The sequence below is a fragment of the Streptomyces sp. NPDC034099 genome (genome assembly GCF_055575415.1).
This window is the reverse complement of sequence record NZ_JBVISR010000010.1, coordinates 273,884-296,921: the sequence shown is the minus strand read 5'-3', so window position 1 is coordinate 296,921 and position 23,038 is coordinate 273,884. Positions and strand designations below refer to the sequence as shown.

The 23,038-nt window shown below is 73.3% G+C and carries 23 protein-coding genes; 14 read left to right on the top strand and 9 right to left on the bottom strand.

Going from position 1 to position 23,038, the window contains the following annotated elements; translation table 11 throughout:
• Positions 1–94 precede the first annotated feature (94 nt).
• Both ACZ56V_RS27820 and ACZ56V_RS27815 read right to left on the bottom strand, forming a co-directional pair.
• Positions 95–910: an ABC transporter permease gene (locus tag ACZ56V_RS27820; protein WP_468945981.1), complete on the bottom strand. Its 816-nt coding sequence runs from the start codon at positions 908–910 to the stop codon at positions 95–97.
• Positions 907–1,869, bottom strand: a complete 963-nt coding sequence (locus ACZ56V_RS27815) for an ATP-binding cassette domain-containing protein (protein ID WP_398916607.1) — start codon at positions 1,867–1,869, stop codon at positions 907–909. The genes ACZ56V_RS27820 and ACZ56V_RS27815 overlap by 4 nt, the downstream gene beginning before the upstream one ends.
• Before the next feature lie 63 nt (positions 1,870–1,932).
• Between ACZ56V_RS27815 and ACZ56V_RS27810 the strand changes: the two genes are divergently transcribed.
• On the top strand, positions 1,933–2,637 hold the full coding sequence (locus ACZ56V_RS27810; protein WP_398916609.1) for a TetR/AcrR family transcriptional regulator C-terminal domain-containing protein: 705 nt from the start codon (positions 1,933–1,935) through the stop codon (positions 2,635–2,637).
• A 25-nt stretch (positions 2,638–2,662) separates the two neighbouring features.
• Here the strand turns inward: ACZ56V_RS27810 and ACZ56V_RS27805 are convergent, their stop codons facing one another.
• The 3 genes from ACZ56V_RS27805 to hmgA are packed head-to-tail and all read right to left on the bottom strand — an operon-like array spanning position 2,663 to position 5,948.
• Positions 2,663–3,823 (bottom strand): type ISP restriction/modification enzyme, encoded by a 1,161-nt coding sequence (locus ACZ56V_RS27805; RefSeq protein ID WP_468945977.1) that lies wholly within the window; start codon positions 3,821–3,823, stop codon positions 2,663–2,665.
• 22 nt (positions 3,824–3,845) lie between these two features.
• Positions 3,846–4,595, bottom strand: coding sequence for a GntR family transcriptional regulator (locus ACZ56V_RS27800; protein WP_398916613.1), 750 nt, complete (start codon positions 4,593–4,595; stop codon positions 3,846–3,848).
• A gap of 27 nt (positions 4,596–4,622) precedes the next feature.
• Positions 4,623–5,948: a homogentisate 1,2-dioxygenase gene (hmgA, locus tag ACZ56V_RS27795; protein ID WP_398916615.1), complete on the bottom strand. Its 1,326-nt coding sequence runs from the start codon at positions 5,946–5,948 to the stop codon at positions 4,623–4,625.
• Between the two features lie 188 nt (positions 5,949–6,136).
• Between hmgA and ACZ56V_RS27790 the strand changes: the two genes are divergently transcribed.
• The 9 genes from ACZ56V_RS27790 to ACZ56V_RS27750 all read left to right on the top strand — a co-directional run bounded on the left by ACZ56V_RS27790 (position 6,137) and on the right by ACZ56V_RS27750 (position 17,052).
• The gene (locus ACZ56V_RS27790; RefSeq protein WP_468945972.1) at positions 6,137–6,706 is read left to right on the top strand and encodes a hypothetical protein; all 570 of its coding nucleotides are present in this window, start codon (positions 6,137–6,139) and stop codon (positions 6,704–6,706) included.
• Between the two features lie 94 nt (positions 6,707–6,800).
• The gene (locus ACZ56V_RS27785; RefSeq protein WP_398916619.1) at positions 6,801–7,418 is read left to right on the top strand and encodes a TetR/AcrR family transcriptional regulator; all 618 of its coding nucleotides are present in this window, start codon (positions 6,801–6,803) and stop codon (positions 7,416–7,418) included.
• Positions 7,419–7,576: 158 nt separating this feature from the next.
• Positions 7,577–9,820: a molybdopterin-dependent oxidoreductase gene (locus tag ACZ56V_RS27780; protein WP_467384230.1), complete on the top strand. Its 2,244-nt coding sequence runs from the start codon at positions 7,577–7,579 to the stop codon at positions 9,818–9,820.
• A 123-nt stretch (positions 9,821–9,943) separates the two neighbouring features.
• Positions 9,944–11,383 (top strand): CitMHS family transporter, encoded by a 1,440-nt coding sequence (locus ACZ56V_RS27775; protein WP_468945968.1) that lies wholly within the window; start codon positions 9,944–9,946, stop codon positions 11,381–11,383.
• 31 nt (positions 11,384–11,414) lie between these two features.
• Complete coding sequence (locus ACZ56V_RS27770) at positions 11,415–12,668, top strand: MFS transporter (protein WP_467384228.1); 1,254 nt, start codon at positions 11,415–11,417, stop codon at positions 12,666–12,668.
• On the top strand, positions 12,665–12,862 hold the full coding sequence (locus tag ACZ56V_RS27765) for a hypothetical protein (RefSeq protein ID WP_468945963.1): 198 nt from the start codon (positions 12,665–12,667) through the stop codon (positions 12,860–12,862). The genes ACZ56V_RS27770 and ACZ56V_RS27765 overlap by 4 nt, the downstream gene beginning before the upstream one ends.
• A gap of 222 nt (positions 12,863–13,084) precedes the next feature.
• A complete protein-coding gene (locus tag ACZ56V_RS27760) occupies positions 13,085–14,422 on the top strand; it encodes an ABC transporter ATP-binding protein (RefSeq protein ID WP_398916627.1) in 1,338 nt (445 codons plus the stop codon).
• Positions 14,423–14,544: 122 nt separating this feature from the next.
• Positions 14,545–15,933, top strand: coding sequence for an aldehyde dehydrogenase family protein (locus ACZ56V_RS27755; protein ID WP_468945960.1), 1,389 nt, complete (start codon positions 14,545–14,547; stop codon positions 15,931–15,933).
• A gap of 21 nt (positions 15,934–15,954) precedes the next feature.
• A complete protein-coding gene (locus ACZ56V_RS27750) occupies positions 15,955–17,052 on the top strand; it encodes a zinc-binding dehydrogenase (RefSeq protein ID WP_468945959.1) in 1,098 nt (365 codons plus the stop codon).
• A 67-nt stretch (positions 17,053–17,119) separates the two neighbouring features.
• Here the strand turns inward: ACZ56V_RS27750 and ACZ56V_RS27745 are convergent, their stop codons facing one another.
• The 3 genes from ACZ56V_RS27745 to ACZ56V_RS27735 all read right to left on the bottom strand — a co-directional run bounded on the left by ACZ56V_RS27745 (position 17,120) and on the right by ACZ56V_RS27735 (position 19,556).
• Complete coding sequence (locus ACZ56V_RS27745) at positions 17,120–18,073, bottom strand: DMT family transporter (protein ID WP_467384293.1); 954 nt, start codon at positions 18,071–18,073, stop codon at positions 17,120–17,122.
• 68 nt (positions 18,074–18,141) lie between these two features.
• Complete coding sequence (locus ACZ56V_RS27740) at positions 18,142–18,855, bottom strand: ArsR/SmtB family transcription factor (RefSeq protein ID WP_398916633.1); 714 nt, start codon at positions 18,853–18,855, stop codon at positions 18,142–18,144.
• A 59-nt stretch (positions 18,856–18,914) separates the two neighbouring features.
• Complete coding sequence (locus ACZ56V_RS27735; protein WP_467384223.1) at positions 18,915–19,556, bottom strand: TetR/AcrR family transcriptional regulator; 642 nt, start codon at positions 19,554–19,556, stop codon at positions 18,915–18,917.
• 89 nt (positions 19,557–19,645) lie between these two features.
• On the opposite strand from ACZ56V_RS27735, the gene ACZ56V_RS27730 reads away from it, so the two are divergent.
• The 3 genes from ACZ56V_RS27730 (at position 19,646) to ACZ56V_RS27720 (ending at position 21,875) form a co-directional block, all read left to right on the top strand.
• A complete protein-coding gene (locus ACZ56V_RS27730; protein WP_467384222.1) occupies positions 19,646–20,797 on the top strand; it encodes an acyl-CoA dehydrogenase family protein in 1,152 nt (383 codons plus the stop codon).
• A gap of 61 nt (positions 20,798–20,858) precedes the next feature.
• On the top strand, positions 20,859–21,173 hold the full coding sequence (locus tag ACZ56V_RS27725) for a YiaA/YiaB family inner membrane protein (RefSeq protein ID WP_356365551.1): 315 nt from the start codon (positions 20,859–20,861) through the stop codon (positions 21,171–21,173).
• 60 nt (positions 21,174–21,233) lie between these two features.
• Complete coding sequence (locus tag ACZ56V_RS27720; protein WP_104634671.1) at positions 21,234–21,875, top strand: TetR/AcrR family transcriptional regulator; 642 nt, start codon at positions 21,234–21,236, stop codon at positions 21,873–21,875.
• Here the strand turns inward: ACZ56V_RS27720 and ACZ56V_RS27715 are convergent.
• Positions 21,872–22,333, bottom strand: coding sequence for a MaoC family dehydratase (locus ACZ56V_RS27715; protein ID WP_468945953.1), 462 nt, complete (start codon positions 22,331–22,333; stop codon positions 21,872–21,874). The genes ACZ56V_RS27720 and ACZ56V_RS27715 overlap by 4 nt on opposite strands.
• Before the next feature lie 130 nt (positions 22,334–22,463).
• On the opposite strand from ACZ56V_RS27715, the gene soxR reads away from it, so the two are divergent.
• Entirely contained in the window at positions 22,464–23,021 is a 558-nt protein-coding gene (soxR, locus tag ACZ56V_RS27710) for a redox-sensitive transcriptional activator SoxR (RefSeq protein WP_398916643.1), read from the top strand.
• The last annotated feature ends 17 nt before the right edge of the window (positions 23,022–23,038 follow it).

Below are 23,038 nucleotides of genomic sequence, written 5' to 3'. Positions count from 1 at the left end.
CGTCCGACCCGTACGCGTGTGGCACGTTCCCGTTCCCCGCTTCGGCGTGCGCGTCCCGTCGTCTCCCCACCGGCGGTGACGCGCCCCGGCTCGTTCAGCGACCCCCGTGCGCGTACCGGCGCACGGCGAGCGGGACGAACACCGCGAGCAGCACCGCGCACCAGGCCAGCGACCCGGCGACCGGATGCGTCACCGGCCAGGCGGCCCCGTCCGGCACGGGCGCGTTGCCGAAGAGGTCCCGCAGCGCCGTGGTCACCGCGCTGATCGGGTTCCACTCCGCGACCGTGCGCAGCCAGCTCGGCAGTCCCTCGGTCGGGATGTACGCGTTGGACAGCAGCGGAAGGATGAAGGTCGCGCCGCCCAGTTGACCGGCGGCCTCCTCGCTGCGGGTGAGCAGCCCCAGGAAGATCCCGATCCACGTCGTCGCGAACCGGAACAGCAGCAACAGCCCCAGCGCGCCCACCGCGCCGAGCGCGCCGCCCTCCACCCGCCAGCCCACCGCGAGCCCGACGAGCAGCAGCGGCACCGTCCCGGCGGCCGTCACGAGCACGTCGGCGACCGACTGCCCGAGCGGCACGGCGGCCCGGCTCACCGGCAGCGTCCGCAGGCGGTCCGTCACGCCCCGGTGGATGTCCTGGGCGGCCTGGAACATGCCGGTCATGATGCCGTTCGCCGCCGTGGCGACCAGCAGGCCCGGCACCAGGAAGGCCCGGTACTCCTCGCCCGGCATCGCCAGCGCGCTGCCCAAGACGTAGCCGAAGAACAGCAGCATCGTGATCGGCATGGTCTGGGTGAGGATCAGCAGACCCGGGTTGTTCCGGACCCGCCGCAACTGGCGGCCCAGCATGGCCGCCCCGTCGTGCGCCAGGCCGTACGCCGAGCCGTACGGCTCCGTGGTCACCGTGCTCATGCCACCAGCTCCTTGCCGTCGTTGCTGTCGTCGCCGTCGGTCAGGCGGAGGAAGACGTCGTCGAGGGTCGGCGGCCGCAGGCTCGCGTCCGCCAGGGGCACGCCCGCCGCGTCGAGTTCGCGCACCAGGCGGGGCAGGGTCAGCGTCGGATCGGTACTGACGGCGCCGACGGTGCGCCGCTCGTGGTCCAGCGCCGGCTCGGCACCGGTCAGCCGGTCCAGGACCGCCGCCGCCCGCCCCAGGGCGCCCGCGTCCGTGACGACCGCCTCCGCGTACGCCCCCACCAGTGCCTTGAGCTCCGCCGGAGAACCGGTGTGCGCCACCCGGCCCCGGTCCACCAGGGCGATGTCGTCGGCCAGACGGTCGGCCTCCTCCAGGTACTGCGTGGTGAGCAGCACGGTGGTGCCGTCCGCCTTCAGGGCGCGCACGGCCTCCCAGATGCGGTTGCGGCTGGCCGGGTCGAGACCGGTGGTCGGTTCGTCCAGGAACAGCACGTCGGGGCGGCGCACGAGGCTCGCGGCCAGGTCGAGGCGGCGCCGCATGCCGCCGGACAGGGTGGAGGCGGGCCGGTCGGCGGCGTCGGCCAGGCCGAAGCGGTCGAGCAGTTCGTCGGCCCGCGCCGCCGCGTCCCGCACCCGGTGCAGCCGGGCGAACAGCCGCAGGTTCTGCCGTCCGGTGAGGTCCCCGTCGACCGACGCGTACTGCCCGGTCACCCCGATCCGGCGACGGACCGCGGCGGCCTCGCGCACCAGGTCGTGTCCGGCGACCCGGGCCGACCCCGCGTCCGGCCGCAGCAGCGTCGTCAGCAGCCGGACCGCCGTGGTCTTGCCCGCCCCGTTCGGCCCGAGCAGTCCGCAGACCGTGCCCTCGGCCACCGCGAGATCCAGGCCGCGCAGCGCGCGCACGGTGCCGAAGCGCTTCTCCAGACCTTCACTAAGTACAGCGTACGTAGTAGTCATGCGTCGACCATAGCGCACTACGTACGGTGTACGTAACTAGGATGGTGGCCGAGGTGATGCACGATGGCGGGCCGAGCGGCCGTACCCGAAGTGATCTGGTCGCGTCCCGAGCGCACCGGGCGGGGGCCGAGACCGGCGTACTCCCGCGCCGACATCGCCGCCGCCGCGGTGCGGATCGCCGACGCCGAGGGCCTGGACGCGGTCTCGATGCGCCGCGTCGCCGGTGAGCTGGGCTGCGGCACCATGTCGCTCTACAACTACGTCCCCCGCAAGGAGGACCTGTACGAGCTGATGATGGACGCGGTCAGCGGCGAGCACGAGCTGTGGGAACCGAGCGGCGACTGGCGCGCGGACATGATCCGGGTCGCTCACCAGACCCGCGCCCTGATGCACCGGCACACCTGGCTGCCCCGCCTGATGTCCCCCGTCTACGGCTTCAGCCCCAACGCCCTGCGCTACCTGGAGCACTGCCTGGCCTGCCTCGACCCCTTCGAGGCGCCCTACGGCACCAAGATGGAGCTGGTCGCGATGGTGAACGGCGTGGTGACCACGTACGTCGGCAACGAGATCGCCACCGTCGAGCGCGCCCGCTCGCTGCCCTGGTCCCAGGAGCAGGAGAACGCGGCGCGCATCGCCTACCTCGGCCGGCAGGTCGCGAGCGGCGCCTACCCGAGGCTGGCGGCGTCCTTCACCGAGGACGCGGGGCCGATCGACCTGGAGGGCGTCTTCGAGCGGGCGCTGACGCGGGTCCTCGACGGGTTCGCCTGAGCGGGTGCCCCGGCTCCGCCGGAGGTCACAGCAGCGCCAGCTGTCCCTCCGGCCCCTCCTCCCGGTCGTCCAGGACGGAGGCCGGCCGGCGGGCCGACGCCGGCACCGGCAGGACGCCCGCCTCGCGCAGTTCGTCCGCGCCGATCCGGTCCGTGACCGCCAACTCGCGGCACCGGTCCCGTACCTCGGCGAGCAGCGCCAGCACCGTGATCAGTTCCAGCAGTTCGGACGTCCACGTCTGCGGCCAGCCGGCCGGACGGATCGCGCTGAGCGTGCCCGGCTCGCCCTCGGCCGTGCGGGCCGCGAACCACTGCTCCAGCACCCGCGCCCCGCCCGCCTCGAAGTCCCAGGCGCCGGGCGGCACGGGGGAGACGCGGCCCTCGTCCAGGAACAGGGCCTCCTCGTCCCGGTCGTAGCGCAGGGTCAGCGGGCGCGGGGGCAGCGGGGCGCGGACGTACGGGCGGCGGCCGCCGGGCAGCTTGGGGCGCTCCCCGTCGCGGCGCATCAGCCACAGGGCGCGCCGGCCCAGTTCGACCCCGTGTTCCCACAGCGCGGGGTCCGCGGTGAGCGGGACCAGCGAGCCGGGCCGCACGGCCGCCACCGACCAGGCGAGCACGTCCAGCGGGCCGGGGCGCAGGCCGAGGCGGGCGGTCAGGTGGTCCAGGAGGCCCGGGGCGAGGTTGGGCTCCGCGCCGCCGGGGCGCCGGTGCAGGGGGCGGACGCGGGCCGGGCCGAACAGCGGCAGCAGCGAGGTCGCGAGGAGCAGCGGCCCTCCGGCGGCGTCGGGCACCTCCACGACGAACACCTGCCGCTCGTCCGCCACCCGCCACAGCTCCGGACGGGCCGCGTCGATCAGCCGGTGGTCGGGGATGAGCCACTGCTCGTCGAACGGCGCCCGCAGCACCCGGACCGGCTCGGGACAGGGCCCCGCGGCGCGCGCCAGCCGCTCGGTGCCCCCGGCGCCGCCCGGCAGCCGCCCGACCGCCGAGTGCGGCGTGCGTGAGCGGGTCGGCTCGAACAGGGCCGCCCGGTCGGGTCCCTCGGCCTTCAGCAGGGTGTCCCAGCGGGCCTTGAGGGACGCCGCGTCGGGAGCCGTCGGCCACCCCCGGCCGAGCCGCGGCGGTGCGACGGACCACGGCATGAGGTCCGCCAGCGGCGGGGCGTCGTCGTGCGTCACGCCGGGCATCGTACGACGGGGCGCCACGGCCTCACGTGGCATCCAGGGTGACCGTGAAGGAGAAGCGGTCGCCCCGGTAGTGGATGACGGCCACGTCGAGGACCCGTCCCGAGGTGTCGTAGGTGATGCCCGTGTAGTGCAGGATCGGGCTGAGCAGCGGGACTTCGAGCAGCCGCGCCGTCTCCGGGTCCGCCAGCCGGGCCTCCACGGTGTCCGTGATCCGGCTGATGTCCATGCCCACCACGTCCCGCAGCACCTTGGTCATCGGCCACCGGGCGAGGTCGTCCACGTCGATGCGCCCGGCCAGTTCGGGACGGACGTAGTTGCGGGCGTGGTTGGTCGGCTCGCCCGTCTTCTCGTCGCAGCGCAGCCGGTGGTACGTCGCCACCTCCACCACCTCCGGGAAGAACTCGGCGAGTTCGGGGGGCACGGCGGCGGTGCCGTGGTCCAGCAGTTCCGCCTTCATGCCGGACTGCTGCGCCACGATCGCGTCCACCGAGCCGAGCAGCCGCACCGGGGCGCCCCGCCGGGCGTGCGGCTCGATGAACGTGCCCCGCCGGCGGTGGCGGGTGATCAGCCCCTCGTCCTCCAGCTCCTTCAGCGCCTGCCGCATGGTCAGCACGCTCACCCCGTAGTGCCCGGCCAACTGCTCCTCGGTGGGCAGGCGCAGCGGGTCCCGGGGCGAGCGGCCGAGTATCGAGGCGCGCAGCGACTGCGACACCTGGTACCAGAGCGGCAGCTTGCGGTTCAGGACGATGGAGTCCGGGGCGAAGGAGGTCACGGGCCATCCGTACCGGTAGGGGAATCCTCAGTGCAAGGGGCGGAAGTGCCGCTCCAGGCCCTGCCAGACGTCGTCGTAGCGGGGTTGCAGGTGCTCGGCGCGGGCCGCCTGCGGGGTGAGGGTCACCGGCCACCGGGTCTCGAACATGAACGCCAGTCCGTCGTCGATCCGCTGCGGCTTCAGCTCGGCGGCGCTCGCCCGGTCGAAGGTCTCCCGGTCCGGGCCGTGCGCGGACATCATGTTGTGCAGCGAGCCGCCGCCCGGCACGAATCCTTCCGCTTTGGCGTCGTAGGCGCCCTCGATCAGGCCCATGTACTCGCTCATCACGTTCCGGTGGAAGTACGGCGGCCGGAAGGTGTCCTCGCCCACCAGCCAGCGCGGCGCGAAGACCACGAAGTCCACGCCCGCCAGGCCCGGCGTGTCCGACGGGGAGGTGAGCACCGTGAAGATCGACGGGTCCGGGTGGTCGTACGAGATGGTGCCGAGGACGTTGAAGCGGCGCAGGTCGTAGACGTACGGCACGTGGTTGCCGTGCCAGGCGACGACGTCCAGCGGGGAGTGGTCGTACTCGGCGGTCCAGAGGTTGCCGCAGAACTTGTTGACCACCTCCACGGGACCCGCCGTGCTCTCGTCGTCCTCGTAGGCGGCGACCGGTGCGCGGAAGTCCCGGGCGTTGGCGAGGCCGTTGGCGCCGATCGGGCCCAGGTCGGGGAGCTGGAAGGGGGCGCCGTAGTTCTCGCAGACGTAACCGCGGGCGTCCTCGTCCAGCAGCTCCACGCGGAAGCGGACCCCGCGCGGGACCAGCGCCACATGGCCCGGCTCGGCGTGCAGCAGCCCGAACTCGGTGCGCAGCAGCAGTCCGCCGCGTTCCGGGACGATCAGCAGCTCGCCGTCCGCGTCGCTGAAGACGCGCTCCATGGAGGCCGTCGCGTGGTAGAGGTGCACGGCCATGCCGGTGCGCTGGGTCGCGTCGCCGTTGCCGCCGAGCGTCCACAGCCCCGCGACGAAGTCCGTGGCGGGACCGGGGTGGGGCAGCGGGTTCCAGCGCAGCCGGTTCGGGTCGGGCACGGCCTGGTTGAAGGGTGCCGTGCGGATCGCGCCGTTGCCGCCGCGGGTGAACGCCGGGTGCGCGGCCGAAGGGCGGATCCGGTACAGCCAGGAGCGCCGGTTGTGTGCCCTCGGTTCGGTGAAGGCCGTGCCGCTCAGCTGCTCCGCGTACAGGCCCAGCGGCGCCCGCTGCGGCGAGTTCCGGCCCTCGGGCAGCGCTCCGGCCACGGCCTCCGAGCTGTGCTCGTTGCCGAAACCGGACAGATAGGCCAGCCCCTCCGCGGTCTTCCGCGCGTCCCCGCTCATCGATCGCTCCCTCGCAACCCGTTCCCGTCCGATTCCTATGGCACACCGTAGGATTGCGGTTTCCCGTGCGCAAGGGGGCACAGGAGGACTTCCCCGCTCCGCGCCTTCTCGGGCGTACGCCGTGAGGATGACCGGAACCAGACCCCCGGGGGATCCGGAGTGTCGGACCCGTGTTCTAGTCTCGCGTCATGTCGTGGACGCGGGGAGTGCTCGCCGTGCTCGCGGTCTGTGTCCTGCTGTTGACGGGATCGGCGGGCTGCGGCTCCGGTGACGTGGCGGAACCGGAGGCCGGTGATTCGGCCACGCCGGTGGGCAAGCTGATCGACGCCACCGACGAGGAGGGCCGGCGCTACCGCGAGGTGGACGCCGAGCACGCCCCGGAGATCGGGATCGAGGTGCAGCCCGAGGCCGACGACAGCTGGGACGTCCGCCTGACCGTCCGCGACTTCCGGTTCTCGCCGGACGGCACGGAGGCGAAGGCGGTGGCCGGCCGCGGCGTCGCCCACCTCTTCCTCGACGGCGACCTCCTCACCCGCCTGCGCGGCCCCCACTACCGCATCCCCGCCGGCCTGGTCCCGCGCGGCACACACCAGGTCACGGTCCGCCTGTACGCCGACGACGACACCGTCTGGGCCGTCGACGGCGAGCCCGTCGAGAGCACGGCGGACATCACGGCGTCGGACGCCGAGCCGACCGGGGCGACGCGGCCGGAGGAGATCGAGGGGCTGACGGTCACCGAACCGGCGGCTGACCGGTGAGCGGGGCCGCCGTGCGCACCGGGGTGCCGGGGCCGGGCGGTGCCCTCGGCGGTACCGGAGGTCACGGTTCACCCGTCCGGGCCGGGAGGGCATCATGAGGACCGTGTCCCACGCGACCCCGCTCCGCCGTGCCCCCGTGCAGCGGCGCAGCGCCGAACGGCTGACCCGGATCCTCGACGCCTGCGCCGACCTCCTCGACGAGGTGGGCTACGACGCCCTGAGCACCCGGGCCGTGGCGCAGCGCGCGGACGTCCCGATCGGGTCCGTGTACCGCTTCTTCGGCAACAAGCGGCAGATGGCCGACGCCCTGGCCCAGCGCAACCTGGAGCGCTACGCGGAGCGCGTGACCGAACGGCTGACGGAGGCGGGCGACGGCGGCTGGCGCGGTGCGCTGGACGCCGTGCTCGACGAGTACCTGGCGATGAAGCGGACCGCGCCCGGCTTCTCCCTGATCGACTTCGGCAACCAGATACCGGTCGGCGACCGCCACGCCGTCCCCAACCACCGCGTCGCCGAGCGGCTCACCGAACTGCTCTCCGGCTACCTGGGCCGCCGCCCCGACGACGACCTGCGCCGCGTCTTCCTCGTCGCCGTGGAGACCGCCGACACCCTCGTACAACTCGCCTTCCGGGTCGCACCGGACGGGGACGAGAAGATCATCGAGGAGGCCCGGGAGCTGCTGCGGGCCTATCTCGGTCGCGTGCTCGACTGACGCGGCGGAGCGGCAGGACCGCCCGCACGCCCCTGCCGCCGTCCGCCCGACCCCTCCCCAACATGCCTACCGGTCGGTATGCTCGCCGGGCAGAGAGCGTCACCGCCGCCTAGAGCGGACCGCAGCCTAGAGCGGACCGCCGCCTTCCGGGAGGACCCGTGCCCCGCACCGCCCTGCGTATCTGCCCCCTGTGCGAGGCCACCTGCGGCCTGGCCCTCACCGTCGACGGCACCACGGTCACCGCCGCCCGCGGCGACCGGGACGACGTCTTCAGCCGCGGCTTCATCTGCCCCAAGGGGGCCTCCTTCGGGGCCGTCGACTCCGACCCCGACCGGCTGCGCGGGCCTCTGGTGCGCAGGGACGGCGCCCTGTGCGAGGCCACCTGGGAGGAGGCGTTCGACGCGGTCGCCGCCGGCGTCCGGCCCCTCGTCGAGCGGTACGGACCGCACTCCGTCGGCGTGGTCCTCGGCAACCCCAACGTCCACACCGTGGCCGGCGCCCTCTACCCGAACGTCCTGCTCGGCGCCCTCGGCAGCCGCAGCCTCTTCACCGCGTCCACCCTCGACCAGATGCCCAAGCACGTCTCCAGCGGACTGCTCTTCGGCGACGCGAACGCCATCCCGGTGCCCGACCTCGACCGCACCGACCACCTGCTCCTGATCGGCGCCAACCCGCTGGAGTCCAACGGCAGTCTGTGCACCGCCCCCGACTTCCCCGGCCGGCTCAAGGCCCTGAAGGCCCGCGGCGGCACCCTCACGGTCATCGACCCGCGCCGCACCCGCACCGCGAAGCTCGCCGACCGGCACGTGGCGATCCGCCCCGGCACCGACGCGCTGCTGCTGGCCGCGGTGGCCCACGTGCTGTACGAGGAGGACCTCGCCGACCTCGGCGCACTCGCCCCGCACGTCGAGGGAGTCGGCGAAGTCCGGGACGCCGTGCGCGACTTCACCCCCGAGTCCGTTGCCGCCGCCTGCGACGTGGCACCGGACGTGACGCGCGCCCTCGCCCGGGAACTCGCCGCCGCCCCCACCGCCGCCGTCTACGGCCGCATCGGCAGCTGCACCGTCCCGCACGGCACCCTCGCCAGCTGGCTCGTGGACGTCCTCAACATCCTCACCGGCAACCTCGACCGGCCCGGCGGCGCGCTCTTCCCGCAGGCCGCCACCGACCGGACCCCGCGTCCGGCCGGACCCGGCCGCGGGTTCGCGCTCGGCCGCTGGCACTCCCGGGTGAGCGGACACCCCGAGGCGAAGGGCGAGCTGCCGCTGTCCGCCCTCGCCGAGGAGATCGACACCGCCACCGGCACCGGTGAACCGGTCCGCGCGCTGCTCACCGTCGCCGCCAACCCGGTCCTGTCCGCGCCCGACGGCGACCGGCTCGACAAGGCACTGGGCTCCCTCGACTTCATGGTGAGCGTCGACCCCTACCTCAACGAGACCTCGCGGCACGCCCACGTCGTCCTGCCGCCGCCCCCGCCGGCCCAGAGCCCGCACCACGACTTCGCCTTCAACACCCTCGCCGTGCGCAACCAGGTCCGCTACACCCGCCCCGCCGTCCCGCTGGAGCCCGGCAGGATGGCCGAGACGGAGATCCTCGCCCGGCTCACCCTGGCCGTCACCGGCGCGCACGGCACCGACCCCGGCGCCGTCGACGCCCTGGTGATCGAGCAGACCCTCGCCAAGGCCGTACGGGAGCCGCACTCACCCGTGCACGGCCGCGACCCCGGCGCACTCACCGCGCAACTGACCGGCGAGAACGGTCCCGAGCGACGCCTCGACCTGATGCTGCGCCTCGGCCCCTACGGCGACGGCTTCGGCGCCCGACCGGACGGACTGACCCTCGAACGCCTCCTCGCCCACCCGCACGGCATCGACCTCGGCCCACTGCGCCCGCGCCTGCCGCAGCCGCTGAAGACCCGCAGCGGCAAGGTGGAGCTGCTGCCGGGCCCGATCGCCGCCGACCTGCCGCGCCTCGTGCGGGCCCTCGCCGAACGCCCCGCCGGGCTCGTCCTGGTCGGCCGCCGCCACCTGCGCTCCAACAACAGCTGGATGCACAACGTCCCCGCCCTGACCGGCGGCTCCAACCGCTGCACCCTGCACGTGCATCCCGAGGACGCCGCACGGCTGGGGGTGCGCGCCGCGCAACCGGTGCGCGTGACGGGACCCGGGGGAGCGGTGACCGTCCCCGCCGAGGTCACCGACAGCGTCCGGCCCGGCGTGGTCAGCATCCCGCACGGCTGGGGCCACGACCGGCCCGGCACCCGCCAGACGCACGCCGCCGCCGATCCCGGCGCCAACGTCAACCAGCTCCTCGACGGCGGCACGCTCGACCCGCTCTCGGGCAACGCCGTCCTCAACGGCGTACCCGTCTCGCTCACGCCACTGACCGGCGCAGAGCTGTGACCTGGAGTTCTGCGCTTATTGCTCGCATGTCAACGTCTTGTTAACGCTCCCTCGCGCCACCTAACGTCGCTCGCACCGCCTGCCCCGGTGGGATGTTCAAGGGCGAACGTTAGGTACTCACTCATGCTGACCATCCTCGGCTTCGCCATGATCGCGACCTTCCTGGTCCTGATCATGATGAAGAAGATGTCGCCGATCGCGGCGCTCGTGCTGATTCCCGCGCTGTTCTGCGTGCTCGTCGGCAAGGGCGCCCATCTCGGTGACTACGTCATCGACGGCGTGTCCAGCCTCGCCCCCACCGCGGCGATGCTCATGTTCGCGATCGTCTACTTCGGGGTGATGATCGACGTCGGGCTCTTCGACCCGATCGTCCGGGCCATCCTGAAGTTCTGCAAGGCCGACCCGATGCGCATCGTCGTCGGCACGGCGCTGCTCGCCGCGATCGTCTCGCTGGACGGCGACGGCTCCACCACCTTCATGATCACGGTCTCGGCGATGTATCCGCTGTACAAGCGGCTCAAGATGAGTCTGGTCGTGATGACCGGCGTCGCCGCGATGGCCAACGGTGTGATGAACACACTGCCCTGGGGCGGCCCCACCGCCCGCGCCGCCACCGCGCTGAAGGTCGACGCCACCGACATCTTCGTCCCGATGATCCCGGCTCTGGCCGTCGGCCTCGTCGCGGTCGTCGTCCTCGCGTACGTGCTCGGTCTGCGCGAGCGCCGGCGGCTGGGCACGCTGTCGCTGGACGAGGCGCTGGGCCGGGAGTCCCAGTCGGTGCCGGAGAGCGAGACGGTGCTGGTCGGTGCGGGTGCCGGTGCGTCCGGTGCGCGTGCCGGTGGCGGCAGCGCCGACGGCGGGGCGGGCGGCTCGGCCGGCTCGGCCGGTTCCGACGGTCAGGGTGAGGAGACCGACGACGACTTCAAGGGCCTCGACCCCAACCGGCCCACGCTGCGTCCCAAGCTGTACTGGTTCAACGCGCTGCTCACGGTCGCGCTGCTCACCGCCATGATCATGGAGCTGCTGCCGATCCCGGTGCTCTTCCTGATCGGCGCCGCGCTCGCCCTCACGGTCAACTTCCCGCACATCCCCGACCAGAAGGCCCGTATCGCCGCCCACGCCGACAACGTCCTGAACGTCTCCGGCATGGTCTTCGCCGCCGCCGTCTTCACCGGCGTCCTCACCGGCACCGGCATGGTCGACCACATGGCCAACTGGCTCGTGGACACCATCCCCGACGGCATGGGCCCGCACATGGGCCTGGTCACCGGTCTGCTGAGCCTGCCGCTCACCTACTTCATGTCGAACGACGGCTTCTACTTCGGCGTCCTGCCGGTGCTCGCGGAGGCCGGTCAGGCGCACGGCGTGTCGACCCTGGAGATCGCCCGCGCCTCGATCGTCGGCCAGCCGCTGCACATGTCCAGCCCGCTCGTCCCGGCCGTGTACGTCCTGGTCGGCATGGCCAAGGTCGAATTCGGCGACCACACGCGGTTCGTGGTGAAGTGGGCCGTCCTGACGAGCCTGGTGATTCTCGCGGCGGGCATCCTGTTCGGCATCATCTGACCGTCGGAGATCCTCGGGAAGGGACACGATCATGGCGCCCGGTGGGAACCGCGGCTGGCTGCTCCGCCTCGTCATCGCCTTCGGCTTCGCGCAGGGGGCGGTGTCGATGGCCCGGCCCGCCGTCTCCTACCGGGCCCTCGCGCTGGGCGCCGACGAACGGGCCGTCGGCGTCATCGCCGGGGTGTACGCCCTGCTGCCGCTGTTCGCCGCCGTTCCGCTGGGCCGCCGCACCGACCACGGCCGCTGCGCGCCGCTGCTGCCCGTCGGGGTGGTGCTCATCGCCGGGGGCTGCGCGCTGAGCGGCGTCGCCGGGTCCCTGTGGACGATGGCGCTGTGGAGCGGCGTCATGGGCCTCGGGCACCTCTGCTTCGTCATCGGCGCCCAGTCACTGGTCGCCCGCCAGTCCGCGCCGCACGAACAGGACCGCAACTTCGGCCACTTCACCATCGGCGCCTCGCTCGGCCAGCTCGTCGGCCCCATCGCCGCGGGCGCGCTGATCGGGGGCCCCGACATGGGCGGCAGCAGCGCGCTGGCCCTGATGGTGGCGGGCGCGGGCGCGGCGGTCGCCTTCACCTCCCTGTGGCGCATAGAGCACCCCGGAGCCGCCGAGTCCGGTGCGGAACGGGGGGCGCGCGTCCCCGTGGGGAGCATCCTGCGCGCCCGGGGCGTGCCCGCGGGCATCCTGATCAGCCTCTCCGTGCTCTCCGCGACCGACATCCTCACCGCCTACCTGCCGGTGGTCGGCGAGCACCGGGGGATCTCCCCGGCCGTGATCGGCGTACTGCTCAGCCTGCGGGCCGCCGCCACGATCGCCTGCCGGCTCGTGCTGACGCCCCTGCTGCGGCTGCTCGGCCGCACGGTGCTGCTCACGGTCACGTGTCTGCTGGCCGCCCTGCTGTGCGCCGGGGTCGCGCTGCCGGTGCCGGTCTGGGCGCTCGCGCTGATGCTGGCCGTCCTGGGCTTCTGCCTGGGCGTCGGCCAGCCGCTGTCCATGACCACGGTCGTGCAGGCGGCCCCCGACGAGGCGCGCTCCACGGCCCTCGCCCTGCGCCTGACCGGCAACCGCCTCGGCCAGGTCGCCGCACCCGCCGCCGCGGGCCTGATCGCGGGCGTCGCGGGGGTGGCCGCGCCGTTCGTGATGCTGGGCGCGCTGCTCCTGCTCTCCTCGGGCGTCGCCCTGCGGGCCCCGTCCGCGGGTGCGGCCGGCCAAGGGCGTCCGGCGGCGGGGCAGGATGTCCCGGACCGGGCCGACGGCAGGCGACGGTGCCGGGAAACGAAGGGATGAGCATGATCCTCCTCCTGTTGTCCGTGGTCCTCCTCGTCGTCGTGGGCGGCTGCGCCTGCGTCATGTGGGCGTCCCGCGGCGGCCCGCCCTGGACGCGCGCGGTGACGCGCGCGACCCTCGCGGCGGGCGAACTGGTGCGCGCCTCGGGCCGCTCCGGCGGCAACCGCGGCCGGGGCGGCGACGCGGACGGCTGACCGCACGACGGCCCGACTCGATCACCGTATGAGACGCGGCGCGCCCTGAATCCGGGCGTCCGCTTTCTCACCAGATGGACGTTCGCGCCGAGTTGTGGTCCGGCGTCTTCCCCCGGCCGGGCACGGTCCGTTAACTTCCGTGACTCACACGCCCCGTACGACCCGCACGAGGGCGTCCGACCGCGGAGCACCAGAGCCCAGTGAGCCCCCGGGGGCACCTCCATGACACGCGCCATCTCCCTGCACGACGTGAGCAAGACCTACGCGCGAGGCGTCCGCGTGGTGGACCGGCTGTCGCTGGACATCGCGCCGGGCGAGTTCCTCGTCCTGCTCGGCCCCTCCGGCTGCGGCAAGTCGACCGTGCTGCGCATGATCGCCGGACTGGAGGAGATCACCGAGGGCGAGCTGACGCTGGACGGCGCGTACGCCAACGACCTGCTCCCCTCCGAACGGCGCATGGCGATGGTCTTCCAGAACTTCGCCCTGTACCCCAACATGACCACCCGCGGGAACATCGGCTTCCCGCTGCGCGTCGAGGACCCGCAGACCGATCCGCGTCCCCGCGTGGACGCCACCGCCCGCATGCTGGGCATCGAGGACCTCCTCGACCGGCTCCCCGCGCAGCTCTCCGGCGGTGAACGCCAGCGGGTCGCGATGGGCCGGGCCATCGCCCGCCACCCCACCGCCTTCCTGATGGACGAGCCGCTGTCCAACCTCGACGCCAAGCTCCGCAACCACCTGCGCGCCGAGATCACCCGGCTGACCCGGGAACTGGGCGTCACCACGATCTACGTCACCCACGACCAGTCCGAGGCCATGTCGCTGGGCGACCGGGTCGCCGTCCTGCGCGGCGGGGTCCTCCAGCAGGTGGACACCCCGCGCGCCGTCTACGCCCTGCCCCGCAACGTCTTCGTCGCCGCATTCATCGGCACCCCGCGCATCAACCTGCTGCGCGGCCTCGTGCGCGCGCCGCTCGACGGGGCGATGACCATCAGCCTGGGCAAGCAGTTCCTGCGCCTGCCCGAACCGCTCTCGCTGGACCACCAGTTGCTCCGCGTCCAGCAGGGCCGCGAGGTGATCGTGGGCCTGCGCTCGGAGGCCGTCCGGATCGCGAAGCCCTCCGCCGCCCGCCCCGGCGAGGTGCTGCTCACCGGGCTGGTGGAGCACGTCGAGTTCCAGGGGCACGAGATCCTCGTGCACTTCAACACCGGTTCGCAGCCGGCCGTCGTGCCCGACCTGGAGGCCCCGCGCCCTGTCACCCGCCCGGCCCGGCGCCGCCGCCGCGACGGCACGGTCCTGGACCGGCTGCGGGAACGGGCGGGGGCCCTGCGCGCCGGGCCGGTGGTCGTCATGGACGAACCGGAGGAGCCCGAACCCGCCGTCGCCCCGCCCGACGGCCGTCTCCCCGGCGACCTCATCGTCCGGACCACCCCCGACATCGACCTGCGGCACGGCATGCAGGTGCCCCTCCTCGTCGATCTCGCCCACCTGTTCGTCTTCGACCAGCACGGCGACCGCATCTGCCCCGCCCCGGCACGGCTGCCCGACCTGGAGGAGTGATTCCGCCCGGCCCGCGCTGTCCGGGAGGGTGAGCCGCGCCACCATCGTGAGAGCCCCTGGTGCCGTAAAACTAACGGCGCTAGTTTGGGATCGGACGACGAGGCCCGCCCGGAAGGAACGCGATGAAGGCACACGACGGCATGTACATCGACGGAGCCTGGCGCCCCGCCGACGGCCGGGACACGATCGAGGTCGTGAACCCGGCCGACGAGCAGGTGATCGGCCACGTCCCCGCCGGCAACGCCCTGGACGTCGACAGCGCCGTACGGGCCGCCCGCGCCGCCCTGCCGGGCTGGGCCGCCACCCCGCCCGCCGAACGGGCCGCGCGCCTGGCCGCCCTGCGGGACGTCCTGGTGGCCCGCAAGGACGAGATCGCCGAGACGGTCACCGCCGAACTGGGCTCCCCGCTGAAGTTCTCCCAGGCGGTGCACGCCAGCGCACCGATCGCGGTCGCCGGGTCCTACGCCGAGCTGGCGGCGACCCACGCCTTCGAGGAGAAGGTCGGCAACTCCGTGGTCCACCACGAGCCGGTCGGCGTGGTCGGCGCCATCACCCCCTGGAACTACCCGCTCCACCAGATCGTCGCCAAGGTCGCCCCGGCGCTCGCGGCCGGCTGCACCCTCGTGCTCAAGCCCGCCGAGGACACCCCGCTCACCGCGCAGCTCTTCGCCGAGGCGGTGCACGAGGCGGGTGTCCCGGCGGGCGTCTTCAACCTGGTCACCGGCCTCGGCCCGGTCGCCGGACAGGCGCTCGCCGAGCACCCCGGCGTGGACCTGGTCTCCTTCACCGGCTCCACCGCCGTCGGCCGCCGGATCGGCGCCACCGCCGGCGCCGCCGTCAAGAAGGTCGCCCTCGAACTCGGCGGCAAGTCCGCCAACGTGATCCTCCCGAGCGCCGACCTGGCCAAGGCCGTCAACGTCGGCGTCGCCAACGTCATGTCCAACTCCGGCCAGACGTGCAGCGCCTGGACCCGCATGCTGGTCCACCGCGACCAGTACGACGAGGCGGTGTCGCTCGCCGCCGAGGCCGCCGCGAAGTACGGCGACCGGATCGGCCCCGTCGTCAATGCCAAGCAGCGGGACCGGGTGCGCGGTTACATCGAGAAGGGCGTCGCCGAGGGCGCGCGCCTGGTCGCGGGCGGCCCCGAAGCCCCGCGCGAGCAGGGGTACTTCGTCAGCCCGACGGTCTTCGCCGACGTGACCGAGGAGATGACCGTCGCCCAGGAGGAGATCTTCGGGCCGGTCCTGTCCGTCCTGCGCTACGAGGACGAGGACGACGCCCTGCGGATCGCCAACGGCACGGTCTACGGCCTCGCCGGTGCCGTCTGGGCCGGGGAGGAGGCCGAGGCGGTCGCCTTCGCCCGCCGGATGGACACCGGGCAGGTCGACATCAACGGCGGCCGGTTCAACCCGCTGGCGCCCTTCGGCGGCTACAAGCAGTCCGGCGTGGGCCGCGAACTGGGCGCGCACGGCCTGGCCGAGTACCTCCAGACCAAGTCCCTCCAGTTCTAGCCCGCAGGGGAGCCCCACCTCATGGCCGTCCGTACCGCAGTCCGTGCCGCCGTCGTACCCGCCGTAGGCGCCCCCCTGGAGGTCACCGGGATCGAGCTGCCCGAGCCCGGCCCCGGCCGGGTCCGGGTGCGGCTCGCCGCCGCCGGGGTCTGCCACTCCGACCTGTCCCTGTCCAACGGCACCATGCGCGTGCCGCTGCCCGCCGTCCTCGGCCACGAGGGCGCCGGCACCGTCGTCGCCGTCGGCGAGGGCGTCACCCACGTCGCGCCCGGCGACGCGGTCGTCCTCAACTGGGCCCCGTCCTGCGGCGCCTGCCACGCCTGCTCGCTCGGCGAGGTCTGGCTGTGCGCCAACGCCCTGGCCGGCGCCGCCGACGTGCACGCCCGCCGCGCCGACGACGGCACCGACCTGCACCCCGGCCTGAACGTCGCCGCGTTCGCCGAGGAGACGGTGGTGGCCGCGGGCTGCGTCCTGCCCGCCCCCGAGGGCATCCCCCTCACCGAGGCGGCGCTCCTCGGCTGCGCCGTCCTCACCGGCTACGGCGCCGTCCATCACTCGGCGAAGGTCCGCGAGGGCGAGACGGTCGCGGTCTTCGGCGTCGGGGGAGTGGGCCTCGCCACCCTCCAGGCGGCCCGGATCGCGGGCGCGTCGAAGATCGTCGCGGTCGACGTGTCCCCCGAGAAGGAGGAGCTGGCCCGTGCCGCGGGCGCCACCGACTACCTCCTCGCCTCCGACACCACCGCCCGCGAGATCCGCGCCCTCACCGGCAAGCAGGGCGTCGACGTCGCCGTGGAGTGCGTGGGCCGCGCGGTCACCATCCGCACGGCCTGGGAGTCCACTCGGCGGGGCGGCCGCACCACGGTCGTCGGCATCGGCGGCAAGGACCAGCAGGTCACCTTCAACGCCCTGGAGATCTTCCACTGGGGCCGCACCCTGTCCGGCTGCGTCTACGGCAACGCCGACCCCGCCCGCGACCTCCCGGTCCTCGCCGAACACGTCCGCGCCGGCCGCCTCGACCTCGGCGCCCTGGTCACCGAACGCATCGCCCTGGACGGCATCCCGGCGGCCTTCGAGAACATGCTCGCGGGCAAGGGCGGGCGGGCCCTGGTGGTCTTCTAGCCCGCCCCGTCCGACCCGCCCGGCATCCGCCCGTCGCGGCGTGCCGGGGGTGCGGGGACCCGGGGTACTAGACCCGCTCCGTGTCCTCGCGCCGCGGCTCCGGGGCGGGCTCGGTGCGTTCCGGGGGTGTGGGCGTGCGGCGCCTGCGGGAGCGGGACACCGCCACGCCCGCCAGGCAGAGCGCGCCGCCCGCCAGGGTGAGGAGCCCCGGCACCTCGCCCAGGGCCAGCCACGACATCAGCACCACCAGCGCGGGCACCGCATACGTGGTCGCGCCCATCCGGCCGGCGGTCGTACGGGCCAGGGCGTACGCCCACGTCGTGAACGCCAGCGCCGTCGGGAACACGCCCAGGTAGACCATGTTGAGCGTCGCGGACACGGGCGCGCCGGCCGCGTCTCGCACGAGCTGCCCCGCGAACGGCAGGCACAGCACCGCCCCGACCAGGCAGCCGAACGTCGTCACCTGAAGGGCGCTCGCGTGCGCCAGCGCGGGCTTCTGCGCGACCACCCCGCCCGCGTACGCCACCGCGGCCAGCAGGCACAGCACCACCCCGAACAGCGAGGAACCGCCCTCGCCCGACATCGACAGGCCCACCGTCACCGCACCGGCGAACGACACCGCCATCCCCGCCAGCAGCCGCGGCGGCAGCGCGTCGCCCAGCAGCCGGGCGCCCAGCAGCGCGATGAGGATCGGGCCGATGTTGACCACGAGGGCGGCCGTACCGGCGTCCACCCGCTGTTCGCCCCAGTTCAGGACGACCATGTAGAAGCCGAACCACAGCACCCCCGATATCGCGATCCCGCGCCACGCGGAGCGCGGCGGCACGCCCTCCCGGCGCAGCAGACAGATCACGCCGAGGGCCAACGCGCCCGACAGCAGCCGCCCGAGGGCCAGCGCGCCCGGCGAGTACGCCTCGCCCGCACTGCGGATCGAGACGAACGCGGACGCCCACAGCACGACGGTGACGGTGGCCGCGCCGGCCGCGAGCAGGTCCGGACGGCGGGACGGGCTGGTACGCATCATGCTCCCGAGGCTAGGAGGGGAAGGCCGGGACGACCGGCGGATTTCGGACGGGGAGACCGGCACCCTCAGCGCAGCGACACCGGGTCGATCCGGAGCAGCTCGGACAGCGCGTCCTCACCCGCCGGCGTCACCTTCACCGCCCGCTCCGAGCCGATGCGCACGCACCAGCCCGTGTCCAGGGCGTGCCGGCACAGGGCCGCGCCCGCCACGCCCGCGAGATGGGGACGGCGTTCCGTCCAGTCGAGGCAGGCCCGGGCCAGCGGCCGGCGACCGGTCGGCCGCAGCGGGATCCCGGCGGCGTCGAACCAGCCGAGCCCCGCGTCCGTGAGCGCGAAGCCGGTGTCCTGGCGCAGCAGTCCGAGCCCGGTCAGCGCGTCGGTCACCGCGATGCCGAGCCGCCCGGCGAGATGGTCGTAGCAGGTGCGCCCCCGGGCCATCGCCGACCCGGCGCTCGACGCCCGCAGCGTGCGCGGACGCCGGGCCGCCGCCTCGGGAGCGACCTGCGCGGCCAGGTCCTCCACGAGCTGCGCGACCCGGTCGTCGGCCAGCCGCACATACCGGTGCCGCCCCTGCCGTTCCTCGGTGAGCAGCCCGCCCGTGACGAGCTTGCCCAGGTGCTCGCTGAGCGTCGACGCGGCGACCCCGGCGTGCCGGGCCAGCTCACCGGCGGTCCACGCCCGCCCGTCCAGCAGCGCCAGCAGACAGGCGGCGCGCGTCTCGTCGGCGAGCAGTCCGGCCAGCCGTGCCAGGCCGGGTGCCTCCGCTTCCTTCTCGGTCATGTGTCCCAGGATGCGCCAGGCACCGTTCGGTGGGCGCCGAAGTGTTCTGGGAGCCCTTCTCAGGCCTCCTGCGCGACCTGTGCGTACTGCTGCGCCAGCCCGTCCAGCAACGCCGTCAGGCCGGTCTCGAAGGCCCGCTCGTCGATCTTCTCCTGCTGCTCGGCCAGGAGGTGGGCCTGCTGGAGGTGCGGGTAGTCGGCGGGGTCGTAGGCGCCCGCGTCGTCCACGAAGCCGCCGGCGAAGGAACCGAGCGCCGAGCCCATGATGAAGTACCGCATCAGCGCGCCGATGGACGTGGCCTGGGCCGGGGGCCAGCCCGCCCGGACCATCGCGCCGTAGACGGCGTCCGCGAGGTGCAGCGCGGCCGGGCGGCGGCCGGGACCGTGGGCCAGTACCGGGACGATGTTGGGGTGGTCGCGCAGGGCCTTCCGGTAGGAGACGGCCCAGTCGTGCAGCGCGGTCCGCCACTCCCGGCCGTCCTCGAACATCGACAGGTCGACCTGGGCGCTCACCGAGTCGGCGACGGCCTCGAGGATCTCGTCCTTGGTGCGGAAGTGGTTGTAGAGCGAGGGCCCGCTGACCCCCAGTTCCGCGGCCAGCCGGCGCGTGGAGACGGCCGCGAGGCCCTCCGCGTCCACCAGCGCGCGGGCCGTCTCGACGATCCGGTCGGTGCTGAGCAGGGGCTTGCGCGGTCGGGCCATGGCGCACATAGTAGGGCTGCGAGCCGAAACTAGCAGTGCTAATTTAAATGTACGGCTTTCAAGATTTCTTTCCTGTGGGGTGACTCGGCATGAACCTGGAGCTCAGCGAGGAGCAGACCGCCGTACGGCAGCTCGCCCGGGACTTCGTGGAGCGCGAGATCGCCCCCCATGTCGTCGAGTGGGACCGCGCCGAGGAGGTGGACCGGTCGATCGTGAAGAAGCTCGGCGGGGTCGGCTTCCTCGGACTCACGATCGACGAGGAGTACGGCGGGTCCGGGGGCGACCACCTCGCGTACTGCCTGGTCACGGAGGAGCTGGGGCGCGGCGACAGCTCCGTGCGCGGGATCGTCTCCGTCTCCCTCGGCCTGGTCGCCAAGACGATCGCCACCTGGGGGGACGAGGAGCAGAAGCGGCGCTGGCTGCCGGGGCTCACCTCCGGAGAGTACGTCGGCTGCTTCGGCCTCACCGAGCCCGGCACCGGGTCGGATGCCGGGAACCTCGCCACGCGCGCGGTCCGTGACGGCGACGAATACGTCGTCAACGGCACCAAGATGTTCATCACCAACGGCACGTGGGCCGATGTCGTCCTGCTCTTCGCCCGCTCCACCGACGCTCCCGGCCACAAGGGCGTCTCCGCCTTCCTGGTGCCCACCGACACCCCCGGTCTGACCCGGCGCACCATCCACGGCAAGCTCGGGCTGCGCGGCCAGGCCACGGCCGAACTGGTCCTGGAGGACGTCCGCGTGCCCGCCTCCGCGATGCTCGCGCCGGAGGGCAAGGGCTTCTCGGTGGCCATGTCGGCCCTCGCCAAGGGGCGGATGTCGGTCGCGGCCGGCTGCGTCGGCATAGCCCAGGCCGCGCTGGACGCGGCCGTGAAGTACGCGGGGGAGCGGGAGCAGTTCGGCAAGACCATCGCCCACCACCAGCTGGTCCAGGAGCTGATCAGCGACATCGCCCTCGACGTGGACGCGGCCCGGCTGCTGACCTGGCGGGTCGCCGACCTGATCGACCGCGGGCAGCCCTTCACCGTCGAGTCGTCCAAGGCCAAGCTCTTCGCCTCGGAGGCCGCCGTGCGCGCCGCCAACAACGCCCTCCAGGTCTTCGGCGGCTACGGCTACATCGACGAGTACCCGGCCGGCAAGCTGCTGCGCGACGCCCGCGTGATGACCCTCTACGAGGGCACCAGCCAGATCCAGAAGCTGGTCATCGGGCGGGCGCTGACCGGGGTTTCGGCGTTCTGAGTACGCGGCCTGAGTATCTCGGCGGATGTGGCGGGTGCCACATCCGCCGATCCTTCTTCCCATGAGTGACACACCGGTCAAGCAGCAGAACACCGCGGCCTTCTACGGGCAGGCCGTCGCCTCGTTCTCGGTGGCCATGGCCGCCACCGCCATCGGCATCTACCAGCTGGAGGCCGACGCCTGGGTGCGGGCCTTCCTCGCGATCGCCGTCCTGTACCTCGTCACCTCGGCCTTCACCCTGGCCAAGATCATCCGGGACCGTCAGGAGGTCGGCCAGATAGTGAGCCGGGTGGACCAGGCCCGGCTGGACAAGATCCTGGTCGAGCACGACCCCTTCCAGAAGCCGGGCGGCACCCCCGCCGGACAGCGCCCCTAAGCGACCGCTCAGCTTCGGCGGTATGGTGGTGCTCCTGTCACCGAGAGGGGCGAACAAGCGATGAGTACGGCGGCCGAGACGACGGGCGGCGACATCGAGCCGTGGGAAGAGGTCACGCCTGACGCGGCCCGGCGGCTTCTGGTCGCGGCCGTGGAGGCGTTCGCCGAACGCGGGTACCACGCGACCACGACCCGCGACATCGCCGGGCGGGCCGGCATGAGCCCGGCCGCGCTCTACATCCACTACAAGACCAAGGAAGAGCTGCTCCACCGCATCAGCCGCATCGGCCACACCCGCGCCGTGGCCATCCTGCGCTCCGCGGCCCAGGGCGAGGGCGGTGCGACCGAACGGCTCGCCGACGCCGTGAGCTCCTTCGTCCGCTGGCACGCCGGACGGCGCACGACCGCGCGGGTCGTGCAGTACGAGCTGGACGCGCTCGGTCCCGAGGCCCGGGAGGAGATCCTCACGCTCCGCCGGCAGTGCGACGCCGCGGTGCGCGGCATCATCGAGGACGGCGTGGCGACGGGCGAGTTCGACGTGCCGGACGTCAAGGGCACGACCCTCGCGGTGCTGTCGCTCTGCATCGACGTGGCCCGCTGGTTCAACGTGAACGGCCCCCGCACGCCCGACGAGGTCGGCGCGCTCTACGCCGACCTCGTGCTCAGGATGGTGGGGGCCCGGGACCGCTCCGGCGCGGCCTAGACGTAGTAGCGCGAGACGGACTCGGCGACGCACACCGGCTTGTCGCCGCCCTCGCGCTCCACGGTGAAGGCGACGCTCACCTGGATGCCGCCGTTGACGTCCTCGACCCCCGTGATCGTCCCCGTGGCGCGCAGCCGCGAGCCGACCGGGACGGGGGAGGGGAAACGGACCTTGTTGGTGCCGTAGTTGACGCCCATCTTCACGCCCTCGACGCTGATCAGCTGCGGTCCGAAGAGGGGAAGCAGCGACAGGGTCAGATAGCCGTGCGCGATGGTGGTGCCGAACGGTCCGGCGGCGGCCCGCTCCGGGTCCACGTGGATCCACTGGTGGTCCCCGGTCGCCTCCGCGAACAGGTCGATCCGCTTCTGGTCGACCTCCAGCCAGTCGGTGTATCCCAACTGCTCGCCCACCGCCGCCTTCACCTCGTCGGCGGACGCGAAGATCCTCGGCTCTGCCATGTTCCGGCCTCTCTGCTCGCTCGACCTGTGCGCTCGACTCTAAGCGACTGCTTAGCATGGTCGCCCGCGCGGGGTCTGTCAACGGACCTGACCCGTCCGTGCGGGTGAGCGGATCGGTAGGGTCTGAGGAGTGCCTCAGATTCCCGAGAAGATCCAAGAGCTCACGGTCGGCCAGCTCGCCGCACGCAGCGGCGCCGCCGTCTCCGCCCTGCACTTCTACGAGTCCAAGGGCCTGATCAGCAGTCGCCGGACCTCGGGCAACCAGCGCCGCTTCAGCCGTGACGCGCTGCGCCGGGTCGCCTTCGTCCGCGCCGCGCAACGGGTCGGCATCCCGCTGGCCACGATCCGCGAGGCGCTCGCCGAGCTGCCGGAGGGGCGCACCCCCACCGAGGAGGACTGGGCCCGGCTCTCCCGGTCCTGGCGCTCCGAACTGGACGAGCGGATCAAACAGCTCAACCGGCTGCGCGACCACCTCACCGACTGCATCGGCTGCGGCTGCCTGTCCCTGGAGACCTGCGTCCTGTCCAACCCCGACGACGCCTTCGGTGAACACCGCGCCGGCTCGCGCCTGCTCGTGGAGCGCCGTGGCCCCTCCACCTCCGCCGCATCCACCTCATCCGCCGCCACCGCCGGCGGCGGGCGGCCGAGCCGCGCTCGGGGCCGGGAAGCGCAGTGCTGCGACGACTGACGGTCCGGTGACCCGGG

Excerpts from the sequence above, each read along its gene's own strand:
- ACZ56V_RS27820 (WP_468945981.1), bottom strand. The coding sequence starts at position 910 with ATGAGCACGGTGACCACGGAGCCGTACGGCTCGGCGTACGGCCTGGCG.
- ACZ56V_RS27815 (WP_398916607.1), bottom strand. The coding sequence starts at position 1,869 with ATGACTACTACGTACGCTGTACTTAGTGAAGGTCTGGAGAAGCGCTTC.
- ACZ56V_RS27810 (WP_398916609.1), top strand. The coding sequence starts at position 1,933 with ATGGCGGGCCGAGCGGCCGTACCCGAAGTGATCTGGTCGCGTCCCGAG.
- ACZ56V_RS27805 (WP_468945977.1), bottom strand. The coding sequence starts at position 3,823 with ATGCCCGGCGTGACGCACGACGACGCCCCGCCGCTGGCGGACCTCATG.
- hmgA (WP_398916615.1), bottom strand. The coding sequence starts at position 5,948 with ATGAGCGGGGACGCGCGGAAGACCGCGGAGGGGCTGGCCTATCTGTCC.
- ACZ56V_RS27790 (WP_468945972.1), top strand. The coding sequence starts at position 6,137 with ATGTCGTGGACGCGGGGAGTGCTCGCCGTGCTCGCGGTCTGTGTCCTG.
- ACZ56V_RS27785 (WP_398916619.1), top strand. The coding sequence starts at position 6,801 with ATGAGGACCGTGTCCCACGCGACCCCGCTCCGCCGTGCCCCCGTGCAG.
- ACZ56V_RS27775 (WP_468945968.1), top strand. The coding sequence starts at position 9,944 with ATGCTGACCATCCTCGGCTTCGCCATGATCGCGACCTTCCTGGTCCTG.
- ACZ56V_RS27770 (WP_467384228.1), top strand. The coding sequence starts at position 11,415 with ATGGCGCCCGGTGGGAACCGCGGCTGGCTGCTCCGCCTCGTCATCGCC.
- ACZ56V_RS27765 (WP_468945963.1), top strand. The coding sequence starts at position 12,665 with ATGAGCATGATCCTCCTCCTGTTGTCCGTGGTCCTCCTCGTCGTCGTG.
- ACZ56V_RS27760 (WP_398916627.1), top strand. The coding sequence starts at position 13,085 with ATGACACGCGCCATCTCCCTGCACGACGTGAGCAAGACCTACGCGCGA.
- ACZ56V_RS27755 (WP_468945960.1), top strand. The coding sequence starts at position 14,545 with ATGAAGGCACACGACGGCATGTACATCGACGGAGCCTGGCGCCCCGCC.
- ACZ56V_RS27750 (WP_468945959.1), top strand. The coding sequence starts at position 15,955 with ATGGCCGTCCGTACCGCAGTCCGTGCCGCCGTCGTACCCGCCGTAGGC.
- ACZ56V_RS27745 (WP_467384293.1), bottom strand. The coding sequence starts at position 18,073 with ATGCGTACCAGCCCGTCCCGCCGTCCGGACCTGCTCGCGGCCGGCGCG.
- ACZ56V_RS27740 (WP_398916633.1), bottom strand. The coding sequence starts at position 18,855 with ATGACCGAGAAGGAAGCGGAGGCACCCGGCCTGGCACGGCTGGCCGGA.
- ACZ56V_RS27735 (WP_467384223.1), bottom strand. The coding sequence starts at position 19,556 with ATGGCCCGACCGCGCAAGCCCCTGCTCAGCACCGACCGGATCGTCGAG.
- ACZ56V_RS27730 (WP_467384222.1), top strand. The coding sequence starts at position 19,646 with ATGAACCTGGAGCTCAGCGAGGAGCAGACCGCCGTACGGCAGCTCGCC.
- ACZ56V_RS27725 (WP_356365551.1), top strand. The coding sequence starts at position 20,859 with ATGAGTGACACACCGGTCAAGCAGCAGAACACCGCGGCCTTCTACGGG.
- ACZ56V_RS27720 (WP_104634671.1), top strand. The coding sequence starts at position 21,234 with ATGAGTACGGCGGCCGAGACGACGGGCGGCGACATCGAGCCGTGGGAA.
- ACZ56V_RS27715 (WP_468945953.1), bottom strand. The coding sequence starts at position 22,333 with ATGGCAGAGCCGAGGATCTTCGCGTCCGCCGACGAGGTGAAGGCGGCG.